Here is a 22,092-nt window from a genome sequence, read left to right as displayed (position 1 = left end):
CCAACAGCTCGGGATCAACGCCCTGTTCGACCTCCTAAGCCGAACGCATTTGAAAAGCGCTTTCATTGACGCCGGGCGCTTCCATTGAAAGGATTGCGGCATCGGCGCCGCTGCACGCCTGACCGCTTCCTTCCGGATTCATTTTCCCCGCAACAGCGCCATCGGCGAAGGAGGACGCATGTTTCGCGCCGATACTGCCGGCGGTAACCGCATCATCCCCCTGCCGGCCCGTCGCGATCATCCGATGGCAGCTCCGGCGCCTGCGGTCGGGGTGTCCGATCCGCAGCCCCGTTCAGAGGTTTCCATGGCGACCGTCTCGCCCGCTTCCTCGGCCGCTCAATCGACCCTCCGGTCGCCTGCGAGCGCCGCATCGGCTGGCACGGACGGCGCGGGCGCGTTCAAGTCGGCGCTGCGTCATCTCGCCGGCGGCGTCTGCGTCATCACGACCGGGCGTGGCGACGACCGCACCGGTCTGACCGTGACCTCGCTGTCCTCGCTTTCGGCCGAGCCGCCGGCCGTGATGTTCGGGCTCAATCTGGCCTCCTCCGTCTTTCCGGTGCTCAGGCGCCACCGCAGCTTCGGCGTGAACTTCCTCTCCGCCGCGCAGAAGGAGATCGCCGATCGCTTCGCCGGCCGCGGTGGCGCGAAGGGCCCGGCTCGCTATGTCGAGGCGCGGTGGAGCGAAGGCCGCTCCGGTGTCCCCCTGCTCGAAGGCGCGCTCGCCGCCCTGGATTGCGAGCTGGAAGAGCTCATCGAGCGCCATTCGCACGCCATCGTCATCGGCCGGGTGCGCGAGATCAGGCTCGGCCCCAACGACGCGGCCCTCCTCTACTGGCGCGGCGACTACGAGCGGCTGGGCTGGATGGCCGAGGAAGCCCGCATCGCGCTCGGCCTGCGCTCCGTCTGATTCCCTCGAACGAGCTCTCTGCAACGCCTGCGGCCACGGTCCGCGCTCGCTGCGCCGCACGCACGGAGGGCATGCGTTCTCGCCGGTGTCGCCTCCGCGCCGGTTCGGTGTCAGATGGCCGCAATGTCCGCGGGAGGAGCCGCCTAGAATGATTCGACGTGACAAGAGCCGGCTGGCACAGCTGCCGACGCCGTTCGAGCGGCTGCCCCGGTTCTCCGCACATTTCGGACGGGGCGACGAGGCCTCCTCGATCTGGATCAAGCGCGATGACTGCACCGGTTTCGCCGGCGGCGGCAACAAGGTGCGCAAGCTCGAATATCTCGTCGCCGACGCGGTGGCGCAGGGCGCCGATGTCCTCGTCACCATGGGCGCCATCCAGTCCAACCATGCGCGGCAGACGGCGGCTGCGGCGGCGCGCAGCGGCCTCGCCTGCGTGCTGGTGCTGGCCGACACGGTCAGGGGACGCGAGGAACCCTATCGCAGCAACGGCAACGTGCTGCTCGACCGGATCTTCGGGGCCGAACTGCAGGTGCTCGCGCCGGATGAGGACGCCGCCGCAGCAGCGGAGCGGACCCTGGAGCGGCTGAAGGCGCAGGGGCGCCGGCCCTATTTCATTCCGGTCGGCGGCTCGAACGCGCTCGGGAGCCTCGCCTATCGCGACGCCGTCCTCGAGCTGGCGGAGCAGGCGCGGGCCGTTGGTCGCCGGATCGACCACATCGTCCTGCCGACGGGAAGCGGCGGCACCCACGCCGGCATCGCAGCCGGCGTGGCGGAGGCCGGCCTGTCCTGCCAGGTGCACGGCATCAGCGTCTCTCGGGCGCAGGAATCGGCGCATGCGCTGGTCTCGGGCCTGGTCGCGGAGGTCGCGGTGCTGACCGGCCGCACCGACGCGGCCCTACCCAAGATCGATATCGACGATTCCCAGATCGGTCCCGGCTATGGCCAGCCGACCGCGGCGATGCAGGAGGCGGTGGAGACCCTGGCTCGGACCGAAGGCATCCTGCTCGACCCGGTCTATACCGGCAAGGCGATGGCCGGTCTCATCGCTCTGCTCTGCGCCGGCCGGATTCCGCACGGCGAGACGGTCGTCTTCTGGCACACCGGCGGGCTGCCCGGCCTGTTCGCCTATCCCGAACTGTTCCGGTGAGCGCGCCGCGCTGACCGGAAAACGGGCAGGTCCTGCCGCCTCCTTGTTCAGGAGGCGCGCCGCCGCTCAGTAGCGGATCACGCCGAAGCGCCGGAAGGCGTCGTGGATGCGGTCGGCATAGTGGTTGAAGCTCGGATAATCGCCGAGATGGGCCGGGCGCGGGCGCGGCAGTTCGATCGCGATCTCGTCGACGATCCGGCCGGGCGTCGGCGACATAACCAGCACGCGGTCGGAAAGCCCGATCGCCTCCTCGATCGAATGGGTGATGAAGACGACGGTCTTGGCCTGCTCCATCCAGAGCAGTTCGAGATCGTGCCGGATCTGGGTGCGGGTGATGGCGTCGAGTGCGCCGAAGGGCTCGTCCATCATCAGCACGGCCGGGTTGTGGATCAGCGCGCGGGCGATCGAGACGCGCTGGCGCATGCCGCCGGAGAGTTGCTTCGGGTAGCGGTCGGCGGCATGCGAGATGCCGAGCTTGGCGAAGAGCTCGAGCGCCCGCTCGCGCGCCGGCTCGAGCGGCAGGCCGCGGATTTCCGCCTGCAGCAGCACGTTCTCCATCGCCGTCCGGAACTCGAGCAGCAGATGGTCCTGGAAGACGATGCCGATATCGGTGAGCGGGGAGGTCAGCTGCTTGCCGTTGACCAGCAGTTCGCCCTGGCTGATCGGGATCAGCCCCGCCGCCATCAGCATGAACGTGCTCTTGCCGCAGCCGGACGGGCCGATCAGGCTGACGAATTCGCCGCTGCGGATGTTCAGCGTCAGCCCGTCGACGGCGGTGAAGCTGCCGAAGGTCTTGATGAGGCGGCGCCCCTCGATCGAGGCTGCGGCGTGGGCGGCTGCGGCTGTCACGGCATTCAGTCCAGTCTCGGATCATCCCGGATCGACCTGCGGTCGCCCGGGATGACCGCGGTTGTCGGGGTCAGGGACAGGCCGGCGCCGAGGCGGGCAGCAGCTCCACCGTGTAGTAGTCGCTGATCGGCTTGTCCTTGGGCAGGCCGAGATACTGGGTCAGGAGCTCGAAGCTCTTGCTCCAGTTCGCTTCCGGCACCTTGCCGAGCGACGTCGCCCCCGGCGCGCAGAGCAGCTTGTTGACCACCTCGAACTGGGCCAGCACCTGCGCCTTCTTCACCGAGGGAAACTGCGCGACCACGGCATCGGCGGCGGCGTCCGGGTTCTTGCGGGCTGCATCCCAGCCCTGCAGGCTCGCCTCGACGAACTTCTTGTAGAGGTCGGCATCGGCCTTGATCCGGTCGTCGCGGGCGATGATCGACAGGCCCACCGTCGGCACGCCGACATCGCGATAGAGCAGGTCGCGCACCTTGAAGCCGCGTTCGCGGATCTGGATCGAATGGAAGTCGGCGCCGCCGAGGATGGCATCGACCTTCTTTTCCAGCAGCGCCCCGACGAAGGCGCCGGGGTCGATGTTGATGATGTCGACCTTGCCCTTGTCGATCTGGTTGCTGGCGAGGATGGCGTCGAGCAGCGTGGTCTGCGCCGTGCCGGGCTGGACCGCGACCTTCTTGCCGACGAGGTCCTTGGGCGAGGCGATGCCGGATTCCTCCAGCGCGATGATGGCGAAGCCGTTGGTCTGCAGCACCGGCGCGATGATCTTCACCGGCGCGCCCTTGGTGCGCAGCTGCATCGCGGCCGGGGCGTCGGCGAAGCCGATATCGGTCTGGCCGGTGGCCACCATCTGCGCGGTGGTGCCGGAGCCCTTGCCTTCCTCGATCGTCAGGTTGATCCCGGCCTTCTCGTAGAGTCCCATCTGCTTGGCCAGCATGAAGCCGGCATTGGGCGCGGCGGCGAGGAAGTTGAGCGTGATCTTCATCGGCGTGCCGGCACCTTGCGCCAGGGCGCCGGAGGCGCTGAGGGCGAGGGCCGCGACGGCGGTAATCAGCATGCGTCTGTTCATCTGAATTCCTCCCTTGATCCGGTTCGTCCGGCTTTTGGCTGTGGTGGTCGGGTCAACCCTTGCGCTGCCAGGGCATCAGCAGGACTTCGAGGCCGTCGACGATGTAGCTGAACAGGATGCCGACGATGCTCAGCGCCACGAGGCAGGCGAAGATCAGCGGCATGTCGAGGAAGCTCGTGCCGCGTAGCAGGAGATAGCCGAGCCCCGCATTGGCGCCGACGAACTCGCCGACGATGGCACCGGTCGCCGCGAAGACCGCGGAGACCTTGAGGCCGGAAAAGATGTAGGTCAGCGCCGCCGGCACCCGCACATAGCGGAAGGTCTGCCAAGCGGAGGCGCCCATCGAGCGGGTGAGGTAGAGCACGCGCTCGTCCAGCGCGCGGAAGCCGGTCATGCTGGCGACCAGCGTCGGGAAGAAGCAGAGCAGGAAGGTCAGCAGCACCTTCGGGAACAGGCCGAAGCCGAACCAGACGACGAAGAGCGGCGCGATCGCGATCTTCGGCACTAGCTGGAAGAAGACGATGACCGGATAGATCGCCTTCTCCAGCAGCCTCACCGAGACGATGACGTAGCCGAGCGGGATCGAGATCACCGCAGCCATCAGGAAGCCGAGCACGATCTCGTTCGCCGTCACCAGCGTGTGGCGGAAGATGTCGACCCGGTCGGTCCAGAGCCGTTCGAAAAAGGCGCTCGGAACGGGCAGGATGTATTCGGGGATGCGCGCCAAAGGGATCAGCCACTCCCAAGCCGCGAGCAGCACGGCGAAGCTCATCAGCGGCCAGCCGATGGCCGAGCTCCAGTCGCGCAACCGGTTCCGCTCGGCCGCGGTCGCCGGGAGAGCGGGTGTGGCGGCGCCGTCGCTCATGCCGTGGCTCCTGTCTGCTGGACTTCGCCCGCCAAGCCCTGCGGGGCGGCCTTCGAAGGCTGGATCTGCCGGCGCCGCAGCGGCCAGATCTCGGCCATTTCCGTAGCGGCGCGGCTCAGCGCTTCCGCCACGGCGGGGCGCCGCTCCGCTTGCAGGCGCGGCAGCGGGCCTGCGACGCTCAGGGTTCCGGCCACCGGCGCGGCCGGGTCGGGCCCGGCACGGAAGGTCGTCGCCATCGCGACGATGCCGATCTCGCCTTCCTCGACCGCCTCGGCGAACCCGCGCCGCCTCGTCTCGTCGAGATGGGCGCGCAACGCATCGACATCTTTGAGCGCATTGGGGCCGACGCGGCCGTCGAAACCGTGTGCGAAGACGATGCGCAGCGCTTCGGCCTCCGGCAGCGAGGCGAGCCAGGCCTTGCCGGTGGCGGTCGCGTGCAGGACGGGGCCGGCGCCCATCGGCGGCTCGTAGCGCAGCCCGGCGGTGGCGCCCTGCGAGCGCGCGATCCAGACGAGCTCACTGCCCTCGACGACGGCGAGCCGGCAATATTCCCGCGTCGCTCCCGCCAGCCTGTCGAGCACGATCTGGCCCGCGTCCGGCAGGCCACGGCTGTCGAGATCCCGGAAGGCGAGCTGCGAGAGCTTCAGGGTCAGGCCGTAGGCGCCCGAATGCGGGTCCTGCGCGACGAAGCCACGCTCGGCCAATGTCGCCAGCAGCCGGTGCGTCGCGCTGAAGGGCAGTTCGAGCCGCTCGGCGAGCAGGCTGAGATCGACGCCGTCCGGCTCGCCGGCCAGCGCCTCCACCAGTTTCAACGCCCGCTCGACCGCTGCGATCGTCAACCGTTCCGTCCCTCGTTCTATTTCTGGAAATGATTTCCAATTCGGAATTGATTTCCGTATAAGAGCGCCACGGGGCCGAGTCAACGCGCCTCGCGGGCGAGGGCCGGGAGGGCGCATGAGTCTGGCGGGAGAAGGCGCGGTCGCGATCTGGCATGACATCGCGCCGGAAGGGCGGCAGGATTTCTATGCCTGGCACGGCGAGGAGCACATGCCGGAGCGGGTCGGCATTCCCGGCTTCCTGCGCGGGCGGCGCTATGTCGCGATCGAGGCCGATCTCGAGTTCTTCAACCTCTACGAGGCGCTGAGCGTCGAGACGCTGAAGAGCCAGGACTACACGGCTCGCGTCAACACGCCGACGCCCTGGACGCTGGGTGCGGTGAAGCATTTTCGCTCGGTCGCTCGCTCGATCTGCCGTGTCGTCCACAGCACGGGGCCGGCCCAGGGCGGGCTGATCGCGACGCTGCGCTACGATGTGCCGGAAGGGCAGGTGCGGGCCCACCGCGATGCGCTGCTGCGCCAGTTCATTCCGGACCTGCTGGCGAAGCCCGGCGTCGCCGGCGTGCATCTGCTCATGGCCGATGCCGAGGCCAGCGGCGTCGCCACCGCCGAGCAGAAGGCGCGCGGCGTTGCCAATGCCGTGCCGCGCTGGGTGCTGCTGCTCGAAGGCTGGGGCGACGAGGCGGATTTCGTCGCGCTGGCGCGCAAGGAACTGGCGCCGGCAGCGCTCGACGCCATCGGCGGCGAGGGTCCGTATTCGCTCGGTCTCTACCGCCATCAGATCACGCGCACAAAGACCGCCTGGAGCGCCGGCTGATGGACGCGCGCTACGATCTGGCCGGGCGCACGGCCATCGTCACCGGCGGGGCCGGCGGCCTCGGCCGGGGCATCGCCCGGGCGCTGCGCGATGCCGGCGCGGCGGTGGAGTTGTGGGATGCCGATCCGGATGGCCTCGCCGAGGCTGTGGCCGAGCTCGGTGTCGCATGGCGGCGGGTCGACATCACCGAGCCGGGCCTCGTCGAGGCGGCCGCCGCGGCCGCCTTCGCGGAGCATGGCCGGATCGACATCCTGGTCAACAATGCCGGCATCCTCGGTGAGGTGAAGCCGATCTGGGAGACCGACCCCCGGAATTTCGAAGCGGTGCTGCGCGTCAACCTGTTCGGCACCTATCTCGTCAGCCGCGCCGTCATCGGCCGGATGCGGGAGCTGCGGTCGCGCGCTGGCATCGGCGGCCATCCGCTGCGCGGGCATGTCGTCAACATCGCCTCGATCCAGGGCAAGGAAGGAATGGCCCGTGCCGGCGCCTATTCCGCCTCCAAGGCCGGGGTGATCGCGCTGACCAAGAGCATGGCCAAGGAAACGGCGCGGGATGGCATCGTCGTCACGGCCGTGACCCCGGCTGCCGCCGAGACCGCGATGGCCAAGCAGATCACCGCGGAGCGCCGGGCCTACATTCTCTCGCGCATCCCGATGGGCCGCTTCGTCGAGATCGAGGAGGTTGCGCGGATGGTGCTCTGGCTCGCCTCCGGCGAATGCTCCTTCTCGACCGGCGGCATCTTCGATCTCTCGGGAGGTCGCGCCACCTACTGAACCCGGCGGGCGCCGGGTGGCATGTCGTTTGCTTCTTTTTTCGGCAGCGAAGAAGGAGCGGCAGTCGTGTCCGGGACGGTGGTCGAGTGCGGTGAGGTGATCGAGGCGGCTGGTGTCGCCCTGCGCCGGCCGGCCGTGGGACCGGCGCGCCCGCAGCGTGCGGAAGGGCGCGCGCGGGTAAGCTTCCGGGTCGGCCTCGGCGCGACCCGATTGGAGCGGCTCTTTCAGGAGGGCTGCGCCAAGATCCGTCTGCCGATACCGATCGACCACGCCGATCCGCAGGCGATCCTGATCAACACCGCCGGCGGCCTGACGGGCGGCGACCGGCTGGCAGCTGAGGTCGATCTCGGTCCGCAGGCGTCGGCTTGCGTGACCACCCAGGCCTGCGAGCGCGTCTACCGCTCGACCGGCACCGATGCCGTCGTCGAGAATCGCCTGCGTCTCTCCGCCGGAGCGCGGCTCGCCTGGCTGCCGCAGGAAACCATCCTGTTCGACGGCGGGCGCTTGTTCCGCCGTCTCGAGGCCGATCTCGTTGGGGATGCCGAGCTGGTCGCGGTCGAGGCGATCCTCTTCGGCCGGCAAGCGATGGGCGAGACGCTGCACAGCGGCCATCTGTACGATCGCTGGCGGGTGAGAAGGGATGGGCACCTGATCTTCGCCGACGATCTGCGCGTCGCGGGCGATATCGCCGCACTTCTCGCTCCGCAGCCCGCCATGGCCGGCCGCCGCGCCATGGCGACGGTGCTGTTCGCCGGGGCCGCGCCCGAGCGCTTTCTGGAGCCGGCCCGGTCGATCATCGGGCCGGGCGGCGGCGCCAGCGCCTGGAACGGCAAGTTTCTCGCGCGGCTGGTCGAGGAGACCGGGCTTGCGCTCAGGCGGCGGCTGGAGCCGCTGCTGACGCTTCTCATGGGCGGCCGCGCGCTGCCCAAGGTCTGGCAACTCTAGGAACTGACGGCATGAACCTGACACCGCGCGAGAAGGACAAGCTGCTGATCGCCATGGCGGCCATGGTGGCCCGGCGCCGGCTCGAACGCGGCGTCAGGCTGAACCATCCCGAGGCGATCGCCCTGATCAGCGATTTCGTCGTCGAGGGCGCGCGCGACGGCCGCAGCGTCGCCGAGCTGATGGAGGCCGGCGCCCATGTCGTGACCCGCGCGCAGGTGATGGAAGGCGTCGCCGAGATGATCCACGACGTGCAGGTCGAGGCCACCTTTCCGGACGGCACCAAGCTCGTCACCGTCCATGAACCGATCCGCTGATGTCCCGAGCACGGAGGCTGCCATGAAGAGACTGTCGATCGCCCTGATCCTGAGCGTCGGTGCCGCGAGCCCGGCCTTCGCCCATCTGAACCCGGCCGAGCACGGCTCCTTTGCCGCCGGCTTCTCGCATCCGCTCTTCGGCGCGGACCATATCCTGGCGATGGTCGGCGTTGGCCTCTGGGCCTTCCTCGTCGGCGGCCGCGCCGTCTGGATGATTCCAACAGCCTTCGTCGCCACGATGATGCTCGGCTTCGCCGCGGCGCTCCTCGGCATCGGCCTGCCCTTCGTCGAGCCGGTAATCGCGGCCTCGGTCGTCGTGCTCGGGCTGCTGGCACTGGTGGCGTTGCAGGTGCCGGTGCCGGTCGGCATGGCGGTGGTCGGCTTCTTCGCCCTGTTCCACGGCTATGCCCATGGCGGTGAGTTGGGGGAGGCGACCAGCCTGCCCTTCATGGTCGGCTTTGCGTTGGCCACAGTGCTGCTGCACGCGCTCGGTGTCGGCATCGGCTTTGCCGGCAATGCGCTCTCGCATCGCGGCCGGATCGCTGCGCGCATCGCCGGCGGCCTGACCGCGCTCGCCGGCCTCTGGCTCGTCGCGGGAGCCTGAGGCGATGATCCCCGGAGAGCTCTTTCCCGCCGAAGGCGACATCGTCCTCAATGCGGGTGCGGCGCAGATCACGCTGCTCGTCGCCAATACCGGCGACCGGCCGATCCAGGTCGGCTCCCACTACCATTTCTTCGAGACCAACGCGGCGCTCGATTTCGACCGCGCCGCGACGCGCGGCATGCGGCTCGACATCGCCGCCGGCACGGCCGTGCGCTTCGAGCCGGGCCAGCAGCGCGAGGTTCGCCTCGTGCCGCTCGGCGGCGCGCGCGCCGTCTACGGCTTCCAGCAGAAGGTGATGGGGAAACTCTGATGCCGGCCAAGCTCTCCCATGCGGCTTACGCGCAGATGTACGGGCCGACGGTCGGCGACCGGGTCCGGCTCGCCGATACCGACTTGATCATCGAGGTCGAGAAGGATTTCACCGTCTATGGCGAGGAGGTGAAGTTCGGCGGCGGCAAGGTCATCCGCGACGGCATGGGCCAGAGCCAGGCGAGCCGGGCCGAGGGCGCGGTCGACACCGTCATCACCAATGCGCTGATCGTCGACCATTGGGGTATCGTGAAGGCGGATGTCGGCCTGAGGGACGGGCTGATCGTCGCCATCGGCAAGGCTGGCAACCCGGATACGCAACCCGGCGTCACCATCGTCATTGGCCCGGGCACGGAAGCGATCGCGGGCGAGGGCAAGATCCTGACCGCCGGCGGCGTCGACGCGCATATCCATTTCATCTGCCCGCAGCAGATCGAGGAGGCGCTGATGGCCGGCGTCACTACCATGCTCGGCGGCGGCACCGGCCCGGCCCATGGCACGCTGGCGACGACCTGCACGCCCGGCCCCTGGCATCTCGGCCGGATGATCCAGTCCTTCGATGCCGTGCCGATCAATCTCGGCCTTTCCGGCAAGGGCAATGCCTCGAAGCCGGCCGCGCTCGTCGAAATGATCGAGGGCGGAGCCTGTGCACTCAAGCTCCATGAGGACTGGGGCACGACACCGGCCGCGATCGACAACTGCCTCGCGGTGGCGGACGATTACGATGTGCAGGTGATGATCCATACGGACACGCTGAACGAGAGCGGCTTCGTCGAGGACACGGTCGCCGCCTTCAAGGGGCGCACCATCCACGCCTTCCACACCGAGGGGGCGGGCGGCGGCCACGCACCCGATATCATCAAGGTCTGCGGGCTGAAGAACGTCATCCCGTCCTCGACCAACCCGACGCGGCCCTACACGCAGAACACCATCGCCGAGCATTTGGACATGCTGATGGTCTGCCATCACCTGTCGCCGTCGATCCCGGAGGACATCGCCTTCGCCGAGAGCCGCATCCGCAAGGAGACGATCGCGGCCGAGGACATCCTGCACGATATCGGCGCCTTCTCGATCATCTCCTCCGACAGCCAGGCCATGGGCCGCGTCGGCGAGGTCGCCATCCGCACCTGGCAGACCGCGCATAAGATGAAGCTGCAGCGCGGGCGGCTTCCCGGCGAGACCGGCGACAACGACAATCTGCGCGTGCGCCGCTACCTCGCGAAATACACGATCAACCCCGCTATCGCGCAGGGTCTGTCGAAGCATGTCGGCTCGGTCGAGGTCGGCAAGCGCGCCGATCTCGTGCTCTGGAACCCCGCCTTCTTCGGCGTGAAGCCGGAGATGGTGCTGGTCGGCGGCATGATCGCGGCCGCGCCCATGGGCGATCCCAACGCCTCGATCCCGACGCCGCAGCCGATGCATTACCGGCCGATGTTCGGAGCCATGGGTCGCGCGCCGGCCGTGTCCTCCGTGACCTTCGTCAGCGGGGCCGCGATCGCGAACGGGCTGCAAGAGAAGCTTGGCGTCGCCAAGGGCATGCTCGCCGTCGAGAATACGCGCGGCGGCATCTCCAAGGCTTCGATGATCCTCAACGACGCCACGCCGCATATGGAGGTCGACCCCGAGACCTACGAGGTCCGCGCCGATGGCGAACTCCTGACCTGTGAACCCGCGACCGTGCTGCCGATGGCGCAGCGCTATTTCCTGTTCTGAGGCCGACGATGCTGCGCGCTGTTTCCCATAGCCATGGCGGCGGCCATCCCCCGGCCGGCACGATCAGCCTCGACCATGCCGCGCGGCATCTGCGCCGCAAGCTGGTGACGACCGACCAGGGTGAGAAGGTCATGATCGACCTGCCCGAGCCGGTCCTTTTCACCGATGGCGACAGGCTCGTGCTGGAGGATGGCCGCGCCGTCGCCATCGTCGCCGCGGAGGAAGAGCTCTACGAGGTGAAGCCCGGGCCGGCCTGTCCGCTGCGCCATCTCGCCTGGCATCTCGGCAATCGCCATTTGCCGGCGCAGATCGACGAGGATCGTATCCTGATCCAGCGCGACCACGTCATCCGCGCCATGCTCGAAGGCCTCGGCGCCTCCGTCAGCGAGACCGTGTCGCGCTTCCAACCGGTCCATGGCGCCTATCATGCCCATGGGCATGATCACGGTCATGGTCATGGTCACAGCCATCATCATGGGCACGCGCATGGCCATGATCACCACCATCACCATGACTGATACGGTCGTGCTCGCCCGGCTGATGACATGGCTGTCCCCAGCCTTTCCTGTCGGGGCCTTCGCCTATAGCCACGGGCTGGAGCGGGCGATCCATGACGGGCTGATCCGGGACCGCACGAGCCTGAGCGAATGGTTGGAGGCGCTATTGGAGCGCGGTTCGGCCTGGAACGATGCGGTACTGCTGGCTGAGGCGTGGCGCAGCACAGTTGCCGGAACCGACATCGTTGACGTCGCGGAGCTCGCGGAGGCGATATCGGGTTCCCGCGAGCGCCATATGGAGACGAGGCTGCAGGGCGGCGCTTTTGTCGATGCGATGGCGGCCTGGAGCGGCGAGCGGGCGATGGATGGGGACGGGCCGGTCGCCTATCCGGTGGCTGTTGGCGGGGCGGCCGCACGCCATAGCATCGCGCTGGAGGATACGCTTACCGCCTATCTCCACGCCTTCGCCTCCAATCTCGTCCAGGCCAGCGTCCGGCTGGTCCCGCTCGGCCAGCGCGACGGGGTGGCGACGCTTGCGGCGCTGGAATCGGTTGCCCTGCGCACCGCCCGGCGCGCGGCGGTCTCGACGCTCGACGATCTCGGCTCCTGCACCATCCGCGCCGACATCATGTCGATGAACCACGAAACGCAGTATTCCAGGGTGTTCCGCTCGTGAAATCCTCAAACGGTCCCCTTCGGGTCGGCATCGGCGGCCCGGTCGGCGTCGGCAAGACGACGCTCACCGAGAAGCTCTGCAAGGCGATGCGTGACCGTTACTCCGTCGCCGTCGTCACCAACGACATCTTCACCAAGGAGGACGAGCTGATCCTCAACCGGCTGCAGGCGCTGCCGGAAGAGCGCATCATCGGCGTCGAGACCGGCGGCTGCCCGCATACCGCGATCCGCGAGGACGCCTCGATCAATCTCGCGGCCATCGCCGAGATGCGCCGGCGCTTTCCCGATCTCGACGTCATCTTCATCGAATCCGGCGGCGACAACCTCGCTGCGACCTTCTCGCCCGATCTCGCCGACATCACCCTCTACGTCATCGACGTCGCCGGCGGCGAGAAGATCCCGCGCAAGGGCGGGCCGGGCATCACCCGCTCGGACCTGCTGATCATCAACAAGATCGACCTCGCCCCCCATGTCGGCGCGAATCTCGACGTGATGCGCTCGGACACGCAAAAGCAGCGCGGCGAGCGCCCCTTTGTCTTCACCGACATGAACCGCCGCATCGGCCTCGACGAGATCGTCGGATTCATCGAGGAGAATGGCGGGCTGGCAGCCGCCTAGATCGATATTCGCTACCGCCCGCGGAAGCCGCCTCAAAGCGACAATTGCGAGCCTGCCTCCCTGCAGGAGGCCTTGAGCGCGAGCAGGATCGCTTCCTCGTCGGTGGCGATGCCGTGGCGCTGTAGGCAGGGCACGAGGATTGCAGCCTCGGCATGGCCGCCTGGGCCGATCACCGGGCAGGCGATGTCGGTCACGGCCATGATGTCCCGGCTCGGCGCGACGCGGTGCCCGTTCGTGCGGATGTCGGCCAGGATACGCCGCGTCTCGTCGCTTTCCAGCCTCTCATGGTCGGCCGGCGAGGCTTCCTTCATCAGCAGATGGCGGCGGGATTCGCTCTGGAAGGCGAGGATGAGCAGGCCGGAATTGGCGTCGAGCGCGGGTCTGCCATAGCCGGGCCTGACGATCACGCTGGCATCGAGATGGCCGGAGGTGGTGGCGAGCACCACGGTCTGGGCCCGGCTCAGCACCACGAGATGCGCGACCTGGCCGCTCTCCTCGCTGAAGCGCTCCATCAGCGGCAGCACGATCGAGGTGAGCTGGCGCCCGCCCGGCGTGCGGATGCCGAGGTCGAAGAGGCGGCGCGACAGGCCGAGCCGGTCGGTCCCTGCCTCGCGGGCGAGGTAGCCGCGCTGCTGCAGCACGAAGACCATGCGGAAGATCTCGCTCTTCGAGCGGGCGAGCCGCTCGGCGATCTCCCGCGTCGATAGCGGTTCGCCCACTTCGGCGAGGAGCTCGAGGATATCGAGCCCCTTTTCCAGCGCAGGCGCCGCATAGGTGCTTTTGTCTCCGGTCTCGGAGTCCGCCGGGTCGCTCATGCCATTTCGTTTCATATATGAAGCTTGACATCAAATAAGAAACGAACCTAGCCTTCCCGTAAAGGGGAGGCGGATAGTGCGATGGTCTGATCGGATCGCGCGTTGCAACGGTGCCGCAGCATGGCGGCAGGGCGGCCGCGCATGAAGTACGGCCTGCAGTTCCGCGATGTCTTCGCCGCCTGGGAATCGATCCTCGACGGCGTCTGGATCACGCTGATGCTCTCGGCGGCGGCGATGATCGGCGGCCTCGTCATCGGCATCGCCTGCGCCGCGGCCCGCGTCTACGGGCCGTCATGGCTGCGCCGGATCGTCGGAACCTATGTCGAGGTCATCCGCAACACGCCGCTGCTGGTGCAGCTCTTCCTGATCTTCTTCGGCCTGCCGAGCCTGGGCCTGAGGCTCGACGGCTTCACGGCCGCGATCATCGCGCTGGTCATCAATCTCGGCGCCTATACCACCGAGATCGTTCGCGCCGGGCTGGAGGCCGTGCCGAAGGCGCAGGTCGAGGCCGGCCATTCGCTCGGGCTCTCCGGCCTGCAGGTCTTCCGCTATGTCGTGATGTTCCCGGCGCTGAAGGCGATGTTCCCGGCGCTCGCCAGCCAGTTCGTCCTGCTGATGCTGGCGACCAGCGTCGTCTCGCAGATCTCGGTCGAGGACCTGTTCCATGCGGCCTCGATCGTCCAGTCGCGCACCTTCCGCGATTTCGAGGTCTACACCGTCATCGGCGTGCTCTATCTCGGGCTCGCTTTCGCCTTCCGTGGCCTGTTCGCGGGCATCTACTACTGGGCGTTCGTCAGGCGATGATCCGCGAATTCGGCCTCATCGACGTGATGTATCTGGTGGCAGCGGCTCGCTGGACGCTGGCGCTCACCGTCACCGCCTTCATCGGCGCATCGCTGATCGGAATCGTGATCGCGATCGCCCGCATCCTGCCCTTTGCGCCGCTGCGCTGGCTTTCCGCGGCCTATATCCACGTCGTCCAGGGCACGCCGCTGCTGGTCTGGCTCTTCGTCATCTTCTTCGGCCTTCCGCTCGCCGGCATCTCGGTCAATCCGTGGCTTGCGGCGGCGACGGCCTTCTCGGTCTATGGCAGCGCCTTCCTCGGCGAGATCTGGCGTGGCGCGCTGGTCTCGATCGCCAAGACGCAGTGGGAGGCCGGCGCCTCGCTCGGTCTGTCGCTCTGGGAGCAGCTGCGCCACATCATCGTGCCGCAATCGATCCGGGTCGCGATCCCGCCGACCGTCGGCTTCCTGGTGCAACTGATCAAGAACACCTCGCTCGCCGCCGTCATCGGCTTCGTCGAGCTCACCCGCGAAGGCCAGCTCACCGCCGCCGGCACCTACAAGCCCTTCGCGGTCTACATCACCGTCGCCGCAATCTATTTCGCGATGTGCTTCCCCCTCACGCAATGGAGCCGCTCGATCGAGCGGAAGCTCGATGTCGCTCGTTGAAATCCATGGGATCAGCAAGAGTTACGGCGCCGTCCAGGTGCTGAAGGACGTCACGCTGGACGTCGCCAAGGGCGAGATCATCGCCGTGATCGGCCGTTCTGGCTCCGGCAAGAGCACGATGCTCCGCTGCATCAACGGGCTGGAGCCGGTCCAGGCGGGCGTGATCCGCGTCGACGGCACGCAGGTCAACGACCCGAAGACGGATCTGCGCAAGCTGCGCCAGGAGGTCGGCATCGTCTTCCAGAGCTTCAACCTGTTCCCGCATCTCTCGGTCTGCGACAACATCACGCTCGCGCCGCGCGTCGTGAAGAAGCAGGCGCCGCAGGCCGCGCGCGAGGTGGCCCGCGAGGTCCTCGCCCGCGTCGGCCTCGAAGACAAGCTCGACGCCTATCCCTCGCAGCTCTCGGGCGGCCAGCAGCAGCGCGTCGCCATCGCCCGTTCGCTCGCCATGCGTCCCAAACTGATGCTGTTCGACGAGGTCACCTCCGCGCTCGATCCGGAACTGACCGGGGAGGTGCTCAAGGTCCTCGAATCCGTCGCGCAGGAGGGCATGACCATGATCCTGGTGACGCATGAGATGGGCTTCGCCCGCCGCTTCGGCTCGCGCGTCGTCTTCATGCATGAAGGCCGGGTCCACGAGCAGGGGCCGGCCGCCGCCGTGCTGGCCGAGCCGAAGACGCCGGAACTCCAGACCTTCCTCAGTGCGGTGCTGCACTGAGGCGGAAAGCCAGACAACATCAACGAGGGGAGAGAAGACGATGCGTTCACTGTTCGCAGGTTTGGCCGCCCTGGCCGTCGCCGCCTTCGGCGCCGCCGAGGCCAAGGCCGACAAGCTTCAGGATATCCTGTCCAAGGGCGTGGTCCGCATCGGCGTGCCGCTCGATGCCCCGCCCTTCGGCTCGCAGGACGCGGACCGCAAGGCGATCGGCTTCGACATCGAAATGGCCGAGATGGTCGCCAAGGGTCTCGGCGTGAAGCTGGAGATGCAGCAGATCACTGGCGCCAACCGCATCCCCTTCCTGATGACCGACAAGGTCGACATCGTCATCTCGGTGATGGGTCTGACCCCGGAGCGCGCCAAGCAGATCCAGTTCACGGCGCCCTATGCCAACACGTTCCTCGCGGTCTACGGTGCGAAAAGCTCGACGGTGTCGAGCCCGGAGACGATCGGCTCCGCCCGCGTCGCCGCCGCCAAGGGCACGACGCAGGAACTCGCGATCTCGGCCGCCGCGCCGAAGGCCAGCCTGATGCGCACCGAGGACGACGCGACGGCCGCCGCCGCCTACATCACCGGCCAGGCCGATCTCCTCGCCACGAATTCGATCGTGGCGCAGGCGCTGGCCAAGCAGAACCCGAACAAGGAGTTCGAGCGCAAGTTCGTCATCCGCCGCAGCCCGGCGCATATGGGCGTGCAGATGGACCAGCATAACCTCGTGCGCTGGCTCGACGGCTTCATCTTCTTCAATTCGATGAATGGCGAGCTCGACCGGCTGCACCGCAAGTACCTGGACATGCCGATGGACCCGCTGCCGACTCTTTGAGACTGCAACGGTTCCGGCCGGGCGTACCGCCGCGCCCGGCCACTTTCGAAGAATCCTTCGGCCCGCCCGCAGCGCCGATCCCCTTCTTGCATCCTGCGTGATCCCATGAGCATAGCCAGCGCCGCGCGCCCGAAACCGACCCCGCGCCCGTCCAGCGCCTTCCTCACCGTCGATCTCGATCGCGAGGGCAAGCAGACCGGCTTCCTCATGATTCCGCATTCGCCGCATGACGACGCCTGGGGTGCGACGCGCGTGCCGATCGCGGTGATCAAGAACGGTTCGGGCCCGACCGTCATCATGGAGGGCGGCAATCATGGCGACGAATATGAGGGGCCGATCACGATCTGCGACCTGATCCGCGATCTCGACCCCGGCCGCGTCCAGGGCCGCCTCATCCTGATGCCGGCGAACAACGTCCATGCCGTCATGGCCGGCCAGCGTACCTCCCCGGTCGACGGGCTGAACTTCAACCGCACCTTCCCGGGCGATCCGCGCGGCACCATCACCCAGCAGATCTCGGCCTTCGTCAGCGACCATATCCTGCCGGTTGGCGATGCCTTCCTCGACCTGCATTCCGGCGGCTCCTCGCTCGACATCATCCCCAGCGCCATCGTCGAGCCGACCGACGATCCCGCCCTGCACAAGCGCAATGTCGCGGCCGTCCAGGCCTTCGACGCGCCGATGATGGTCGTGATCAGCAATCTCGGAGAACCGCGCACCGCGACCGCCGCCGCCTGCCGGGCCGGGCTGGTCACGGTCGGCACCGAGATGGCCGGCGCCGGCACGGTCTCGCTCGAGGCGCTCAGGGTCTGCCGCCGTGGCGTCGCCAATGTGCTCGACCATCTCGGTGTCGTCGCCCGGGAGAAGCCCGAGCCGAAGCGCGGCGACGGCCAGATCCTGGAGCTGCCCGGCATCTCGGCCTATGTCTACGCGACGGTGGACGGCATCTTCGAGCCGTTCCATGCCAACGGCACCAAGGTCAGCGCCGGCGAGCCGGCAGGCCGCATCCATTGCACCTGGGATCCGACGCGTCCGCCCGAGACGCTGTACTACGCCGCCGACGGCATCCTCTATGGCCGACGCCAGCCGGGCCGGGTGAAGCCGGGCAATTGCTGCCTGATCGTGGCAGCGCCCTATCACGGACCCCTGTGATGATCGCGCTCGACGATATCCGCGCCGCCCGCCAGCGCATCGCGCCCTATATCCGGAAAACCCCGACCCTGCCCTATGCGAAGACGCGCGGCAGCGATTTTGGCGGCGACGTCACGCTGAAGCTGGAACTGCTGCAGGCGGCCGGCTCCTTCAAGGCGCGCGGCGCGATGAACCGGCTGCTGACGCTGTCGAAGGACGAGCTGGCGCGCGGCGTCGTCACGGCGTCTGGCGGCAATCACGGCCTCGCCATCGCCCGTTCGGCCCATGTGCTCGGCGTGCCCGCCACGATCTTCCTGCCGTCCAACGCGGCGCCGGACAAGATCGCCAAGCTGCGCGACTGGGGCGCGGATGTGCACATCGTCGGCGCGATCTGGGACGATGCCAACGCTGCCGCACTCGCCCATTCCACCAAGACAGGCGCGACCTATGCCCACCCCTTCAGCGATCCGGTGGTTGTGGCGGGGCAGGGCACGCTCGGCCTCGATATCCTCGACGACATGCCGGATGTCGACGTCATCCTGGTCGCCATCGGCGGTGGTGGATTGATCACCGGCCTCTCGACAGCGGTGAAGGCGCTGCGCCCGCAGACGCGGATCATCGGTATCGAGCCGGTGGGCTCGCCGACGCTGCACGCCTGCCTCGCGGCCGGGCGCCTCGTCGCGCTCGACCGGTTGGAGACGCGCGTCGCCACCATGTCCTGCCGCCAGACCGACCAGGCGATTTACGAGGCGACAGCCCGCAATGTCGATGAGATCGTGCTGATCACCGATGCCGAGATGGAGCAGGCGGCGAAGTCGCTCTGGTTCGAGTTCGGCATCGCCGCCGATCTTTCAGGTGCCGCCGCGCTAGCGGCGCTCCAGTCGGGGCGTTTGCCGTTGGCCGGCGGCGAGAAAATCTGCGCGCTGGTCTGCGGCGCCGGCACGGATGGCTGCCTGCCGGGTTAGGTGCGTGCCGCGTCGTTGAAGAAGCCGGGCGGTCCCATCTGCCCGCCCTTCAGCACGATCTCGAGCCCGTCGAGACGTGGATCGTCTGAATGGGCGCGGCAGAGCGGCGCGCCGGGCACGCAAGGGCCGCGATAGGACAGGCCCCAGAGCGGCAGCGACCGGATTGCCATAGTCGAGGTGTCGCCGCCGGCGACGACAAGCCGCCCGAGATGGGCCTCGGCGATGACCGAGGCGAGCAATCGCCCTGTCGCTTCGGCAACCGCACCGGCCGCGGTCGGAGCGCCTTGCGGCTGTTCCGTCATCAGCATCACGTCACCCTGAGCCAGCTCGGACAGGGCGGCCGCGCGCAACCTGGCGGCATAGCCGTTGTCCGAAAGCAGCCGTTCGGCATCGACGGACAGCGCGGCATAGCCCCGTGCGGCATCGACCTGCGCGCGCGTGACCGGTGATAGGCTGCCGACGAGGGCGAGGACGGGCCCGTCATGGTGGCGCTCGGCCCCGGTGGCGGGTGCTCCTGGCAGTCGTTCTGAATGCCCCGCCGCAAAGGCGCGTGCGACCGAGCTCGCTCCGACGGCCAGCATCGGTCCGTCGGTTAGTGCCGTCCTGAGCAGCCTGCCGATCACCGCAAGGTCGGCCTCGGTCGCGACATCGAACAGCTTGGGCGCTGCCCCGTTGGGCTCGGAGCCAGCCAGCGCGGCAGCAACGGTGCCCTCGCCATAGGCGCGGTAATCGACAAGACCGATGTCTTGGAGTCCTTGCGCCGCCAGGTGCCGGCGCAGATCGGCTTCCGCCATCGGGGTCACCGGATGGCGGCTCATGGTCGGGTGCCGGTCGATGCGATGGACCGTTCCGTCGCCGCCTGCCGCGAACAGGTTCCCGAACAGGCAGAAACGCCCGAGATTGGGCTGCCCACCGAGGATCGGGACGAGCGGGTTCGGAAAGAACGGCTTCAGCGCCGCGACCGCCGCTCCGATGCTGCCGATATGAGGGGCGCTGTCGAAGGTCGAGCAGCATTTGTAATGCATCAGCCCAACGCCCTGGCTCGCGAAGAAGGCGCCGATCTCCGTCAGCTCCGTCGCGATTGCCTCCGGCGTCATGGCCCGGCTCGCGCCGGCGATGCCGATCGCGTCGAGTGTCCCAGCGGCGGCGAACTGCTCCTCGTTCGGCTGGCGCAGGAAGAGCAGGGCGCGAAAGCCTCGTTCGGCCAGCGTCGCGAGCGTATCGGTCGATCCGGTAAAATCGTCACCGTACCAGCCATAGAGTGGGATGCGCTTCGCGGTCACGGCGCGCTAGCCCGCCTTGCCGCTGAAGGTGTCGAGCGCCTGCTGCAATTCCGGATGCGCGCGTGCCGCCTCGGCAATGGGCGTACCCTTCGCCACCGCCGCCCAGGCCTGCCGGATACTGGCGACGCCGGCTTTCGGCCCGCCTGGATGGGCGAGGATGCCGCCGCCGGCCATGAAGAGCAGGTCGTCATGGCCGATCGCGTCCCAGGTGGCCTGCGCCGTGCCGGCCCATTGCCCGGAGGAGAAGGCCGGCATCACCCGGTCGTCGGCACCATCGGTCAGCGGCGTGACGCAGTCCCTGGCGGAAGTCACGACCTCCTCGTCCTCCTGCGCGAATTTCCCCTGCAGCCCATGGACATGCATATGATCGACGCCGGCGAGCCGCCACAGCACCTGATAGGCCTGGAAACCGATGCCGAGCAGCGGATGGCGCGAGAAGGCGCCGTAGCCGTTGCGATGGCCGTGCAAGGCGAGATCGGTCGAGCGGCGCAGGCTCTCGATCGCGGAGAAGCCGCACCAGTTCAAGCTCGCCATCACGCAGGACCCGCCCTCGCGCTGGACGAGATCGGCATGGCGGCGCATGGCGTCGGTTTCATCGGTGATGTTGAAGGCGATCATGACATGCTTGCCGGTCTTGTCCTGGTGCCGGCGCACCGCCGCCATCACGGCTGGAATGCGCTCGGCCAGCGGCGCATGCACCGGATCGGCCGAGATCTCGTCATCCTTGATGAAATCGAGCCCGGCCTCGCAGAGGCTGGCGACGAGATCGGCCGTCTGCGCGGCGCTCAGGCCCACATTCGGCTTGATGATCGAGCCGACGAGCGGCCCCTTTGCCGCGCCGGTCAGGCGCCGCGTGCCGGCGATGCCTTGAGCCGGCAGCGGGAAACGCTGGCGATAGGACCAGGGCAGGGCGATGCTTTCCAGCCTGAGCCCGGTGACCTCGCCGAGATCGTAGAGATTGCCGGCGACGACGGCGGCGAGCGTCGCGAGATTGGCGCCGAGATTGCATACCGGGAAGGAGATCGCGACCCGCGCCCGCCGCCAAGGCGCGCCGACGCCTTTCCGGGTAAGCCAGGCATTCGGCAGACTGGGCTCGGATACGGATTCCAGCTCCTCGATCCGCGTGACGATGGCGCGTGCCCGCTCGCGCAATTCGTCGGTCTCGCCGGCGACACGGGCGAAGGTGCCGCAGGATTGCTCGCCCGCCATCACCTCCGCGACCCTGGCCGGGTCGAGCGGGGTTTCGATCAGGTAGGTCGCTTCGAAGCGGTTGTCGGTCATCGGGCGCATCCTGGCCGTTCACAGGGCGTCATTCTCGGGCTTGACCCGAGAATCTCAGGACCAGAGGGCTCTGGTTTCCGAGATGGCCGGGTCAAAGCCCGGCCATGACGCGAGGCAGTTGCAGGCTCAGGCCGCCGCGGCGGCGAGCTTGCTCAAATCCGGGAAGGGCCGCACCGGGTTCTTGCCGTCCCAGGTCTCGGAGGCCTCGCGGATCAAGCGGAACATCTCGCCCTTGGGGCCGGCGACCTCCGAGAGCTCGATCACCGTGCCCGGATGGTAATGCGTGTCGAAATAGACAAAGCGGCCGCGCTCACCGACCTCGCCTGACATCACCGGCTTGAAGCCCTCGGCGACGAGCCGCTCGAGATCGGCGTCGTAGTCCGAGGTCCAGTAGGCGACATGCTGCAGGCCGGTCAGCCCCGCATCGGTGAAGTCCTTGTACATGGACGGCACGGTGTTGCGGCACTGGATCAATTCGATCTGGAGCGGGCCTGAATTGGCCAGCGCCACCGAATTGTGCGGCTCGTAGGCCTCGCCCTTGTAGCGGTAGTTCCTGATCGGAACCTTCGGGTTGTAGAAGAACGGTCCGACGCCCAGCACGCGGCTCCAGTAGTCCATTGCCGCCTCGATATCCGGGACGACATAGCCGGCCTGACGGATCTGGCCAAAGAAGCGGCTCATGGGCGTTGCTCT

27 protein-coding genes are annotated in these 22,092 nt (G+C 68.0%); 18 read left to right on the top strand and 9 right to left on the bottom strand.

Going from position 1 to position 22,092, the window contains the following annotated elements; translation table 11 throughout:
• Window positions 1–34: 34 nt before the first annotated feature.
• Complete coding sequence (locus tag B5Y19_RS25695; RefSeq protein WP_139384380.1) at window positions 35–241, bottom strand: hypothetical protein; 207 nt, start codon at window positions 239–241, stop codon at window positions 35–37.
• 63 nt (window positions 242–304) lie between these two features.
• Between B5Y19_RS25695 and B5Y19_RS13005 the strand changes: the two genes are divergently transcribed.
• Window positions 305–907, top strand: coding sequence for a flavin reductase family protein (locus B5Y19_RS13005; protein WP_079591602.1), 603 nt, complete (start codon window positions 305–307; stop codon window positions 905–907).
• A gap of 148 nt (window positions 908–1,055) precedes the next feature.
• Complete coding sequence (locus tag B5Y19_RS13000) at window positions 1,056–2,054, top strand: D-cysteine desulfhydrase family protein (RefSeq protein WP_055729303.1); 999 nt, start codon at window positions 1,056–1,058, stop codon at window positions 2,052–2,054.
• 66 nt (window positions 2,055–2,120) lie between these two features.
• Here B5Y19_RS13000 and B5Y19_RS12995 read toward each other — a convergent pair whose 3' ends face one another.
• The 4 genes from B5Y19_RS12995 to B5Y19_RS12980 form a co-directional block, all read right to left on the bottom strand.
• Window positions 2,121–2,903: an ABC transporter ATP-binding protein gene (locus B5Y19_RS12995; RefSeq protein WP_244555581.1), complete on the bottom strand. Its 783-nt coding sequence runs from the start codon at window positions 2,901–2,903 to the stop codon at window positions 2,121–2,123.
• A 70-nt stretch (window positions 2,904–2,973) separates the two neighbouring features.
• Window positions 2,974–3,966, bottom strand: coding sequence for an ABC transporter substrate-binding protein (locus B5Y19_RS12990; RefSeq protein WP_079591575.1), 993 nt, complete (start codon window positions 3,964–3,966; stop codon window positions 2,974–2,976).
• A gap of 52 nt (window positions 3,967–4,018) precedes the next feature.
• A complete protein-coding gene (locus B5Y19_RS12985; protein ID WP_079591574.1) occupies window positions 4,019–4,831 on the bottom strand; it encodes an ABC transporter permease in 813 nt (270 codons plus the stop codon).
• Window positions 4,828–5,670: an IclR family transcriptional regulator gene (locus B5Y19_RS12980; protein WP_055729301.1), complete on the bottom strand. Its 843-nt coding sequence runs from the start codon at window positions 5,668–5,670 to the stop codon at window positions 4,828–4,830. Before B5Y19_RS12980 ends, B5Y19_RS12985 begins: the two co-directional genes overlap by 4 nt.
• Before the next feature lie 115 nt (window positions 5,671–5,785).
• On the opposite strand from B5Y19_RS12980, the gene B5Y19_RS12975 reads away from it, so the two are divergent.
• From B5Y19_RS12975 to ureG, 10 genes are all read left to right on the top strand, one after another.
• Window positions 5,786–6,484 carry a hypothetical protein gene (locus B5Y19_RS12975; RefSeq protein WP_055729300.1) on the top strand — a complete coding sequence of 233 codons (699 nt, stop codon included), beginning with the start codon at window positions 5,786–5,788 and terminating at the stop codon, window positions 6,482–6,484.
• Window positions 6,484–7,257 carry an SDR family NAD(P)-dependent oxidoreductase gene (locus tag B5Y19_RS12970; protein ID WP_079591573.1) on the top strand — a complete coding sequence of 258 codons (774 nt, stop codon included), beginning with the start codon at window positions 6,484–6,486 and terminating at the stop codon, window positions 7,255–7,257. Before B5Y19_RS12975 ends, B5Y19_RS12970 begins: the two co-directional genes overlap by 1 nt.
• 120 nt (window positions 7,258–7,377) lie before the next feature.
• Window positions 7,378–8,202: an urease accessory protein UreD gene (locus tag B5Y19_RS12965; protein ID WP_411914152.1), complete on the top strand. Its 825-nt coding sequence runs from the start codon at window positions 7,378–7,380 to the stop codon at window positions 8,200–8,202.
• An 11-nt stretch (window positions 8,203–8,213) separates the two neighbouring features.
• Window positions 8,214–8,516, top strand: a complete 303-nt coding sequence (locus B5Y19_RS12960) for an urease subunit gamma (protein ID WP_055729298.1) — start codon at window positions 8,214–8,216, stop codon at window positions 8,514–8,516.
• 22 nt (window positions 8,517–8,538) lie between these two features.
• Window positions 8,539–9,120, top strand: coding sequence for a HupE/UreJ family protein (locus B5Y19_RS12955; protein WP_055729297.1), 582 nt, complete (start codon window positions 8,539–8,541; stop codon window positions 9,118–9,120).
• Window positions 9,121–9,124: 4 nt separating this feature from the next.
• Entirely contained in the window at window positions 9,125–9,430 is a 306-nt protein-coding gene (locus tag B5Y19_RS12950) for an urease subunit beta (protein ID WP_055729296.1), read from the top strand.
• Window positions 9,430–11,142: an urease subunit alpha gene (gene ureC / locus B5Y19_RS12945; protein ID WP_055729295.1), complete on the top strand. Its 1,713-nt coding sequence runs from the start codon at window positions 9,430–9,432 to the stop codon at window positions 11,140–11,142. The genes B5Y19_RS12950 and ureC overlap by 1 nt, the downstream gene beginning before the upstream one ends.
• Window positions 11,143–11,150: 8 nt before the next feature.
• Complete coding sequence (locus B5Y19_RS12940; RefSeq protein WP_055729294.1) at window positions 11,151–11,660, top strand: urease accessory protein UreE; 510 nt, start codon at window positions 11,151–11,153, stop codon at window positions 11,658–11,660.
• Complete coding sequence (locus B5Y19_RS12935) at window positions 11,629–12,315, top strand: urease accessory protein UreF (protein ID WP_055729318.1); 687 nt, start codon at window positions 11,629–11,631, stop codon at window positions 12,313–12,315. The genes B5Y19_RS12940 and B5Y19_RS12935 overlap by 32 nt, the downstream gene beginning before the upstream one ends.
• Window positions 12,312–12,932, top strand: a complete 621-nt coding sequence (gene ureG / locus B5Y19_RS12930) for an urease accessory protein UreG (protein ID WP_055729293.1) — start codon at window positions 12,312–12,314, stop codon at window positions 12,930–12,932. Before B5Y19_RS12935 ends, ureG begins: the two co-directional genes overlap by 4 nt.
• A gap of 32 nt (window positions 12,933–12,964) precedes the next feature.
• Here the strand turns inward: ureG and B5Y19_RS12925 are convergent, their stop codons facing one another.
• Entirely contained in the window at window positions 12,965–13,747 is a 783-nt protein-coding gene (locus B5Y19_RS12925; RefSeq protein ID WP_055729292.1) for an IclR family transcriptional regulator, read from the bottom strand.
• Between the two features lie 141 nt (window positions 13,748–13,888).
• Here B5Y19_RS12925 and B5Y19_RS12920 point away from each other — a divergent pair, with 141 nt between their 5' ends.
• The 6 genes from B5Y19_RS12920 (at window position 13,889) to B5Y19_RS12895 (ending at window position 18,835) form a co-directional block, all read left to right on the top strand.
• A complete protein-coding gene (locus B5Y19_RS12920) occupies window positions 13,889–14,551 on the top strand; it encodes an amino acid ABC transporter permease (RefSeq protein WP_055729317.1) in 663 nt (220 codons plus the stop codon).
• Entirely contained in the window at window positions 14,551–15,198 is a 648-nt protein-coding gene (locus B5Y19_RS12915) for an amino acid ABC transporter permease (RefSeq protein ID WP_079591601.1), read from the top strand. Before B5Y19_RS12920 ends, B5Y19_RS12915 begins: the two co-directional genes overlap by 1 nt.
• Window positions 15,185–15,916, top strand: a complete 732-nt coding sequence (locus B5Y19_RS12910) for an amino acid ABC transporter ATP-binding protein (RefSeq protein ID WP_079591570.1) — start codon at window positions 15,185–15,187, stop codon at window positions 15,914–15,916. The genes B5Y19_RS12915 and B5Y19_RS12910 overlap by 14 nt, the downstream gene beginning before the upstream one ends.
• Window positions 15,917–15,956: 40 nt before the next feature.
• On the top strand, window positions 15,957–16,739 hold the full coding sequence (locus tag B5Y19_RS12905; protein ID WP_055729289.1) for a transporter substrate-binding domain-containing protein: 783 nt from the start codon (window positions 15,957–15,959) through the stop codon (window positions 16,737–16,739).
• A 105-nt stretch (window positions 16,740–16,844) separates the two neighbouring features.
• Window positions 16,845–17,891: a succinylglutamate desuccinylase/aspartoacylase family protein gene (locus B5Y19_RS12900; RefSeq protein ID WP_055729288.1), complete on the top strand. Its 1,047-nt coding sequence runs from the start codon at window positions 16,845–16,847 to the stop codon at window positions 17,889–17,891.
• Window positions 17,891–18,835: a threonine ammonia-lyase gene (locus tag B5Y19_RS12895; protein ID WP_055729287.1), complete on the top strand. Its 945-nt coding sequence runs from the start codon at window positions 17,891–17,893 to the stop codon at window positions 18,833–18,835. The genes B5Y19_RS12900 and B5Y19_RS12895 overlap by 1 nt, the downstream gene beginning before the upstream one ends.
• Here the strand turns inward: B5Y19_RS12895 and B5Y19_RS12890 are convergent.
• The 3 genes from B5Y19_RS12890 to B5Y19_RS12880 form a co-directional block, all read right to left on the bottom strand.
• Window positions 18,832–20,118: a four-carbon acid sugar kinase family protein gene (locus B5Y19_RS12890; protein ID WP_079591568.1), complete on the bottom strand. Its 1,287-nt coding sequence runs from the start codon at window positions 20,116–20,118 to the stop codon at window positions 18,832–18,834. The two genes, B5Y19_RS12895 and B5Y19_RS12890, sit on opposite strands and share 4 nt — an antisense overlap.
• A 6-nt stretch (window positions 20,119–20,124) precedes the next feature.
• A complete protein-coding gene (locus B5Y19_RS12885) occupies window positions 20,125–21,408 on the bottom strand; it encodes a ribulose-bisphosphate carboxylase large subunit family protein (protein WP_197282459.1) in 1,284 nt (427 codons plus the stop codon).
• A 117-nt stretch (window positions 21,409–21,525) separates the two neighbouring features.
• A complete protein-coding gene (locus B5Y19_RS12880) occupies window positions 21,526–22,080 on the bottom strand; it encodes a VOC family protein (RefSeq protein ID WP_055729284.1) in 555 nt (184 codons plus the stop codon).
• Between the last annotated feature and the right edge of the window lie 12 nt (window positions 22,081–22,092).

The sequence above is a fragment of the Allobosea thiooxidans genome (genome assembly GCF_900168195.1).
GTDB classification, from domain to species: domain Bacteria; phylum Pseudomonadota; class Alphaproteobacteria; order Rhizobiales; family Beijerinckiaceae; genus Allobosea; species Allobosea thiooxidans.
Note: the sequence above shows the minus strand (reverse complement) of the source record. Positions and strands in the feature narration are given on the sequence as shown.

Bases quoted from the DNA above. Each gene is read 5' to 3' on its own strand.
- B5Y19_RS25695 (WP_139384380.1), bottom strand. From the start codon at position 241: ATGATCGCGACGGGCCGGCAGGGGGATGATGCGGTTACCGCCGGCAGT.
- B5Y19_RS13005 (WP_079591602.1), top strand. From the start codon at position 305: ATGGCGACCGTCTCGCCCGCTTCCTCGGCCGCTCAATCGACCCTCCGG.
- B5Y19_RS13000 (WP_055729303.1), top strand. From the start codon at position 1,056: ATGATTCGACGTGACAAGAGCCGGCTGGCACAGCTGCCGACGCCGTTC.
- B5Y19_RS12990 (WP_079591575.1), bottom strand. From the start codon at position 3,966: ATGAACAGACGCATGCTGATTACCGCCGTCGCGGCCCTCGCCCTCAGC.
- B5Y19_RS12985 (WP_079591574.1), bottom strand. From the start codon at position 4,831: ATGAGCGACGGCGCCGCCACACCCGCTCTCCCGGCGACCGCGGCCGAG.
- B5Y19_RS12975 (WP_055729300.1), top strand. From the start codon at position 5,786: ATGAGTCTGGCGGGAGAAGGCGCGGTCGCGATCTGGCATGACATCGCG.
- B5Y19_RS12970 (WP_079591573.1), top strand. From the start codon at position 6,484: ATGGACGCGCGCTACGATCTGGCCGGGCGCACGGCCATCGTCACCGGC.
- B5Y19_RS12960 (WP_055729298.1), top strand. From the start codon at position 8,214: ATGAACCTGACACCGCGCGAGAAGGACAAGCTGCTGATCGCCATGGCG.
- B5Y19_RS12955 (WP_055729297.1), top strand. From the start codon at position 8,539: ATGAAGAGACTGTCGATCGCCCTGATCCTGAGCGTCGGTGCCGCGAGC.
- B5Y19_RS12950 (WP_055729296.1), top strand. From the start codon at position 9,125: ATGATCCCCGGAGAGCTCTTTCCCGCCGAAGGCGACATCGTCCTCAAT.
- ureC (WP_055729295.1), top strand. From the start codon at position 9,430: ATGCCGGCCAAGCTCTCCCATGCGGCTTACGCGCAGATGTACGGGCCG.
- B5Y19_RS12940 (WP_055729294.1), top strand. From the start codon at position 11,151: ATGCTGCGCGCTGTTTCCCATAGCCATGGCGGCGGCCATCCCCCGGCC.
- B5Y19_RS12935 (WP_055729318.1), top strand. From the start codon at position 11,629: ATGGCCATGATCACCACCATCACCATGACTGATACGGTCGTGCTCGCC.
- B5Y19_RS12925 (WP_055729292.1), bottom strand. From the start codon at position 13,747: ATGAGCGACCCGGCGGACTCCGAGACCGGAGACAAAAGCACCTATGCG.
- B5Y19_RS12920 (WP_055729317.1), top strand. From the start codon at position 13,889: ATGAAGTACGGCCTGCAGTTCCGCGATGTCTTCGCCGCCTGGGAATCG.
- B5Y19_RS12910 (WP_079591570.1), top strand. From the start codon at position 15,185: ATGTCGCTCGTTGAAATCCATGGGATCAGCAAGAGTTACGGCGCCGTC.
- B5Y19_RS12905 (WP_055729289.1), top strand. From the start codon at position 15,957: ATGCGTTCACTGTTCGCAGGTTTGGCCGCCCTGGCCGTCGCCGCCTTC.
- B5Y19_RS12900 (WP_055729288.1), top strand. From the start codon at position 16,845: ATGAGCATAGCCAGCGCCGCGCGCCCGAAACCGACCCCGCGCCCGTCC.
- B5Y19_RS12895 (WP_055729287.1), top strand. From the start codon at position 17,891: ATGATCGCGCTCGACGATATCCGCGCCGCCCGCCAGCGCATCGCGCCC.
- B5Y19_RS12885 (WP_197282459.1), bottom strand. From the start codon at position 21,408: ATGCGCCCGATGACCGACAACCGCTTCGAAGCGACCTACCTGATCGAA.
- B5Y19_RS12880 (WP_055729284.1), bottom strand. From the start codon at position 22,080: ATGAGCCGCTTCTTTGGCCAGATCCGTCAGGCCGGCTATGTCGTCCCG.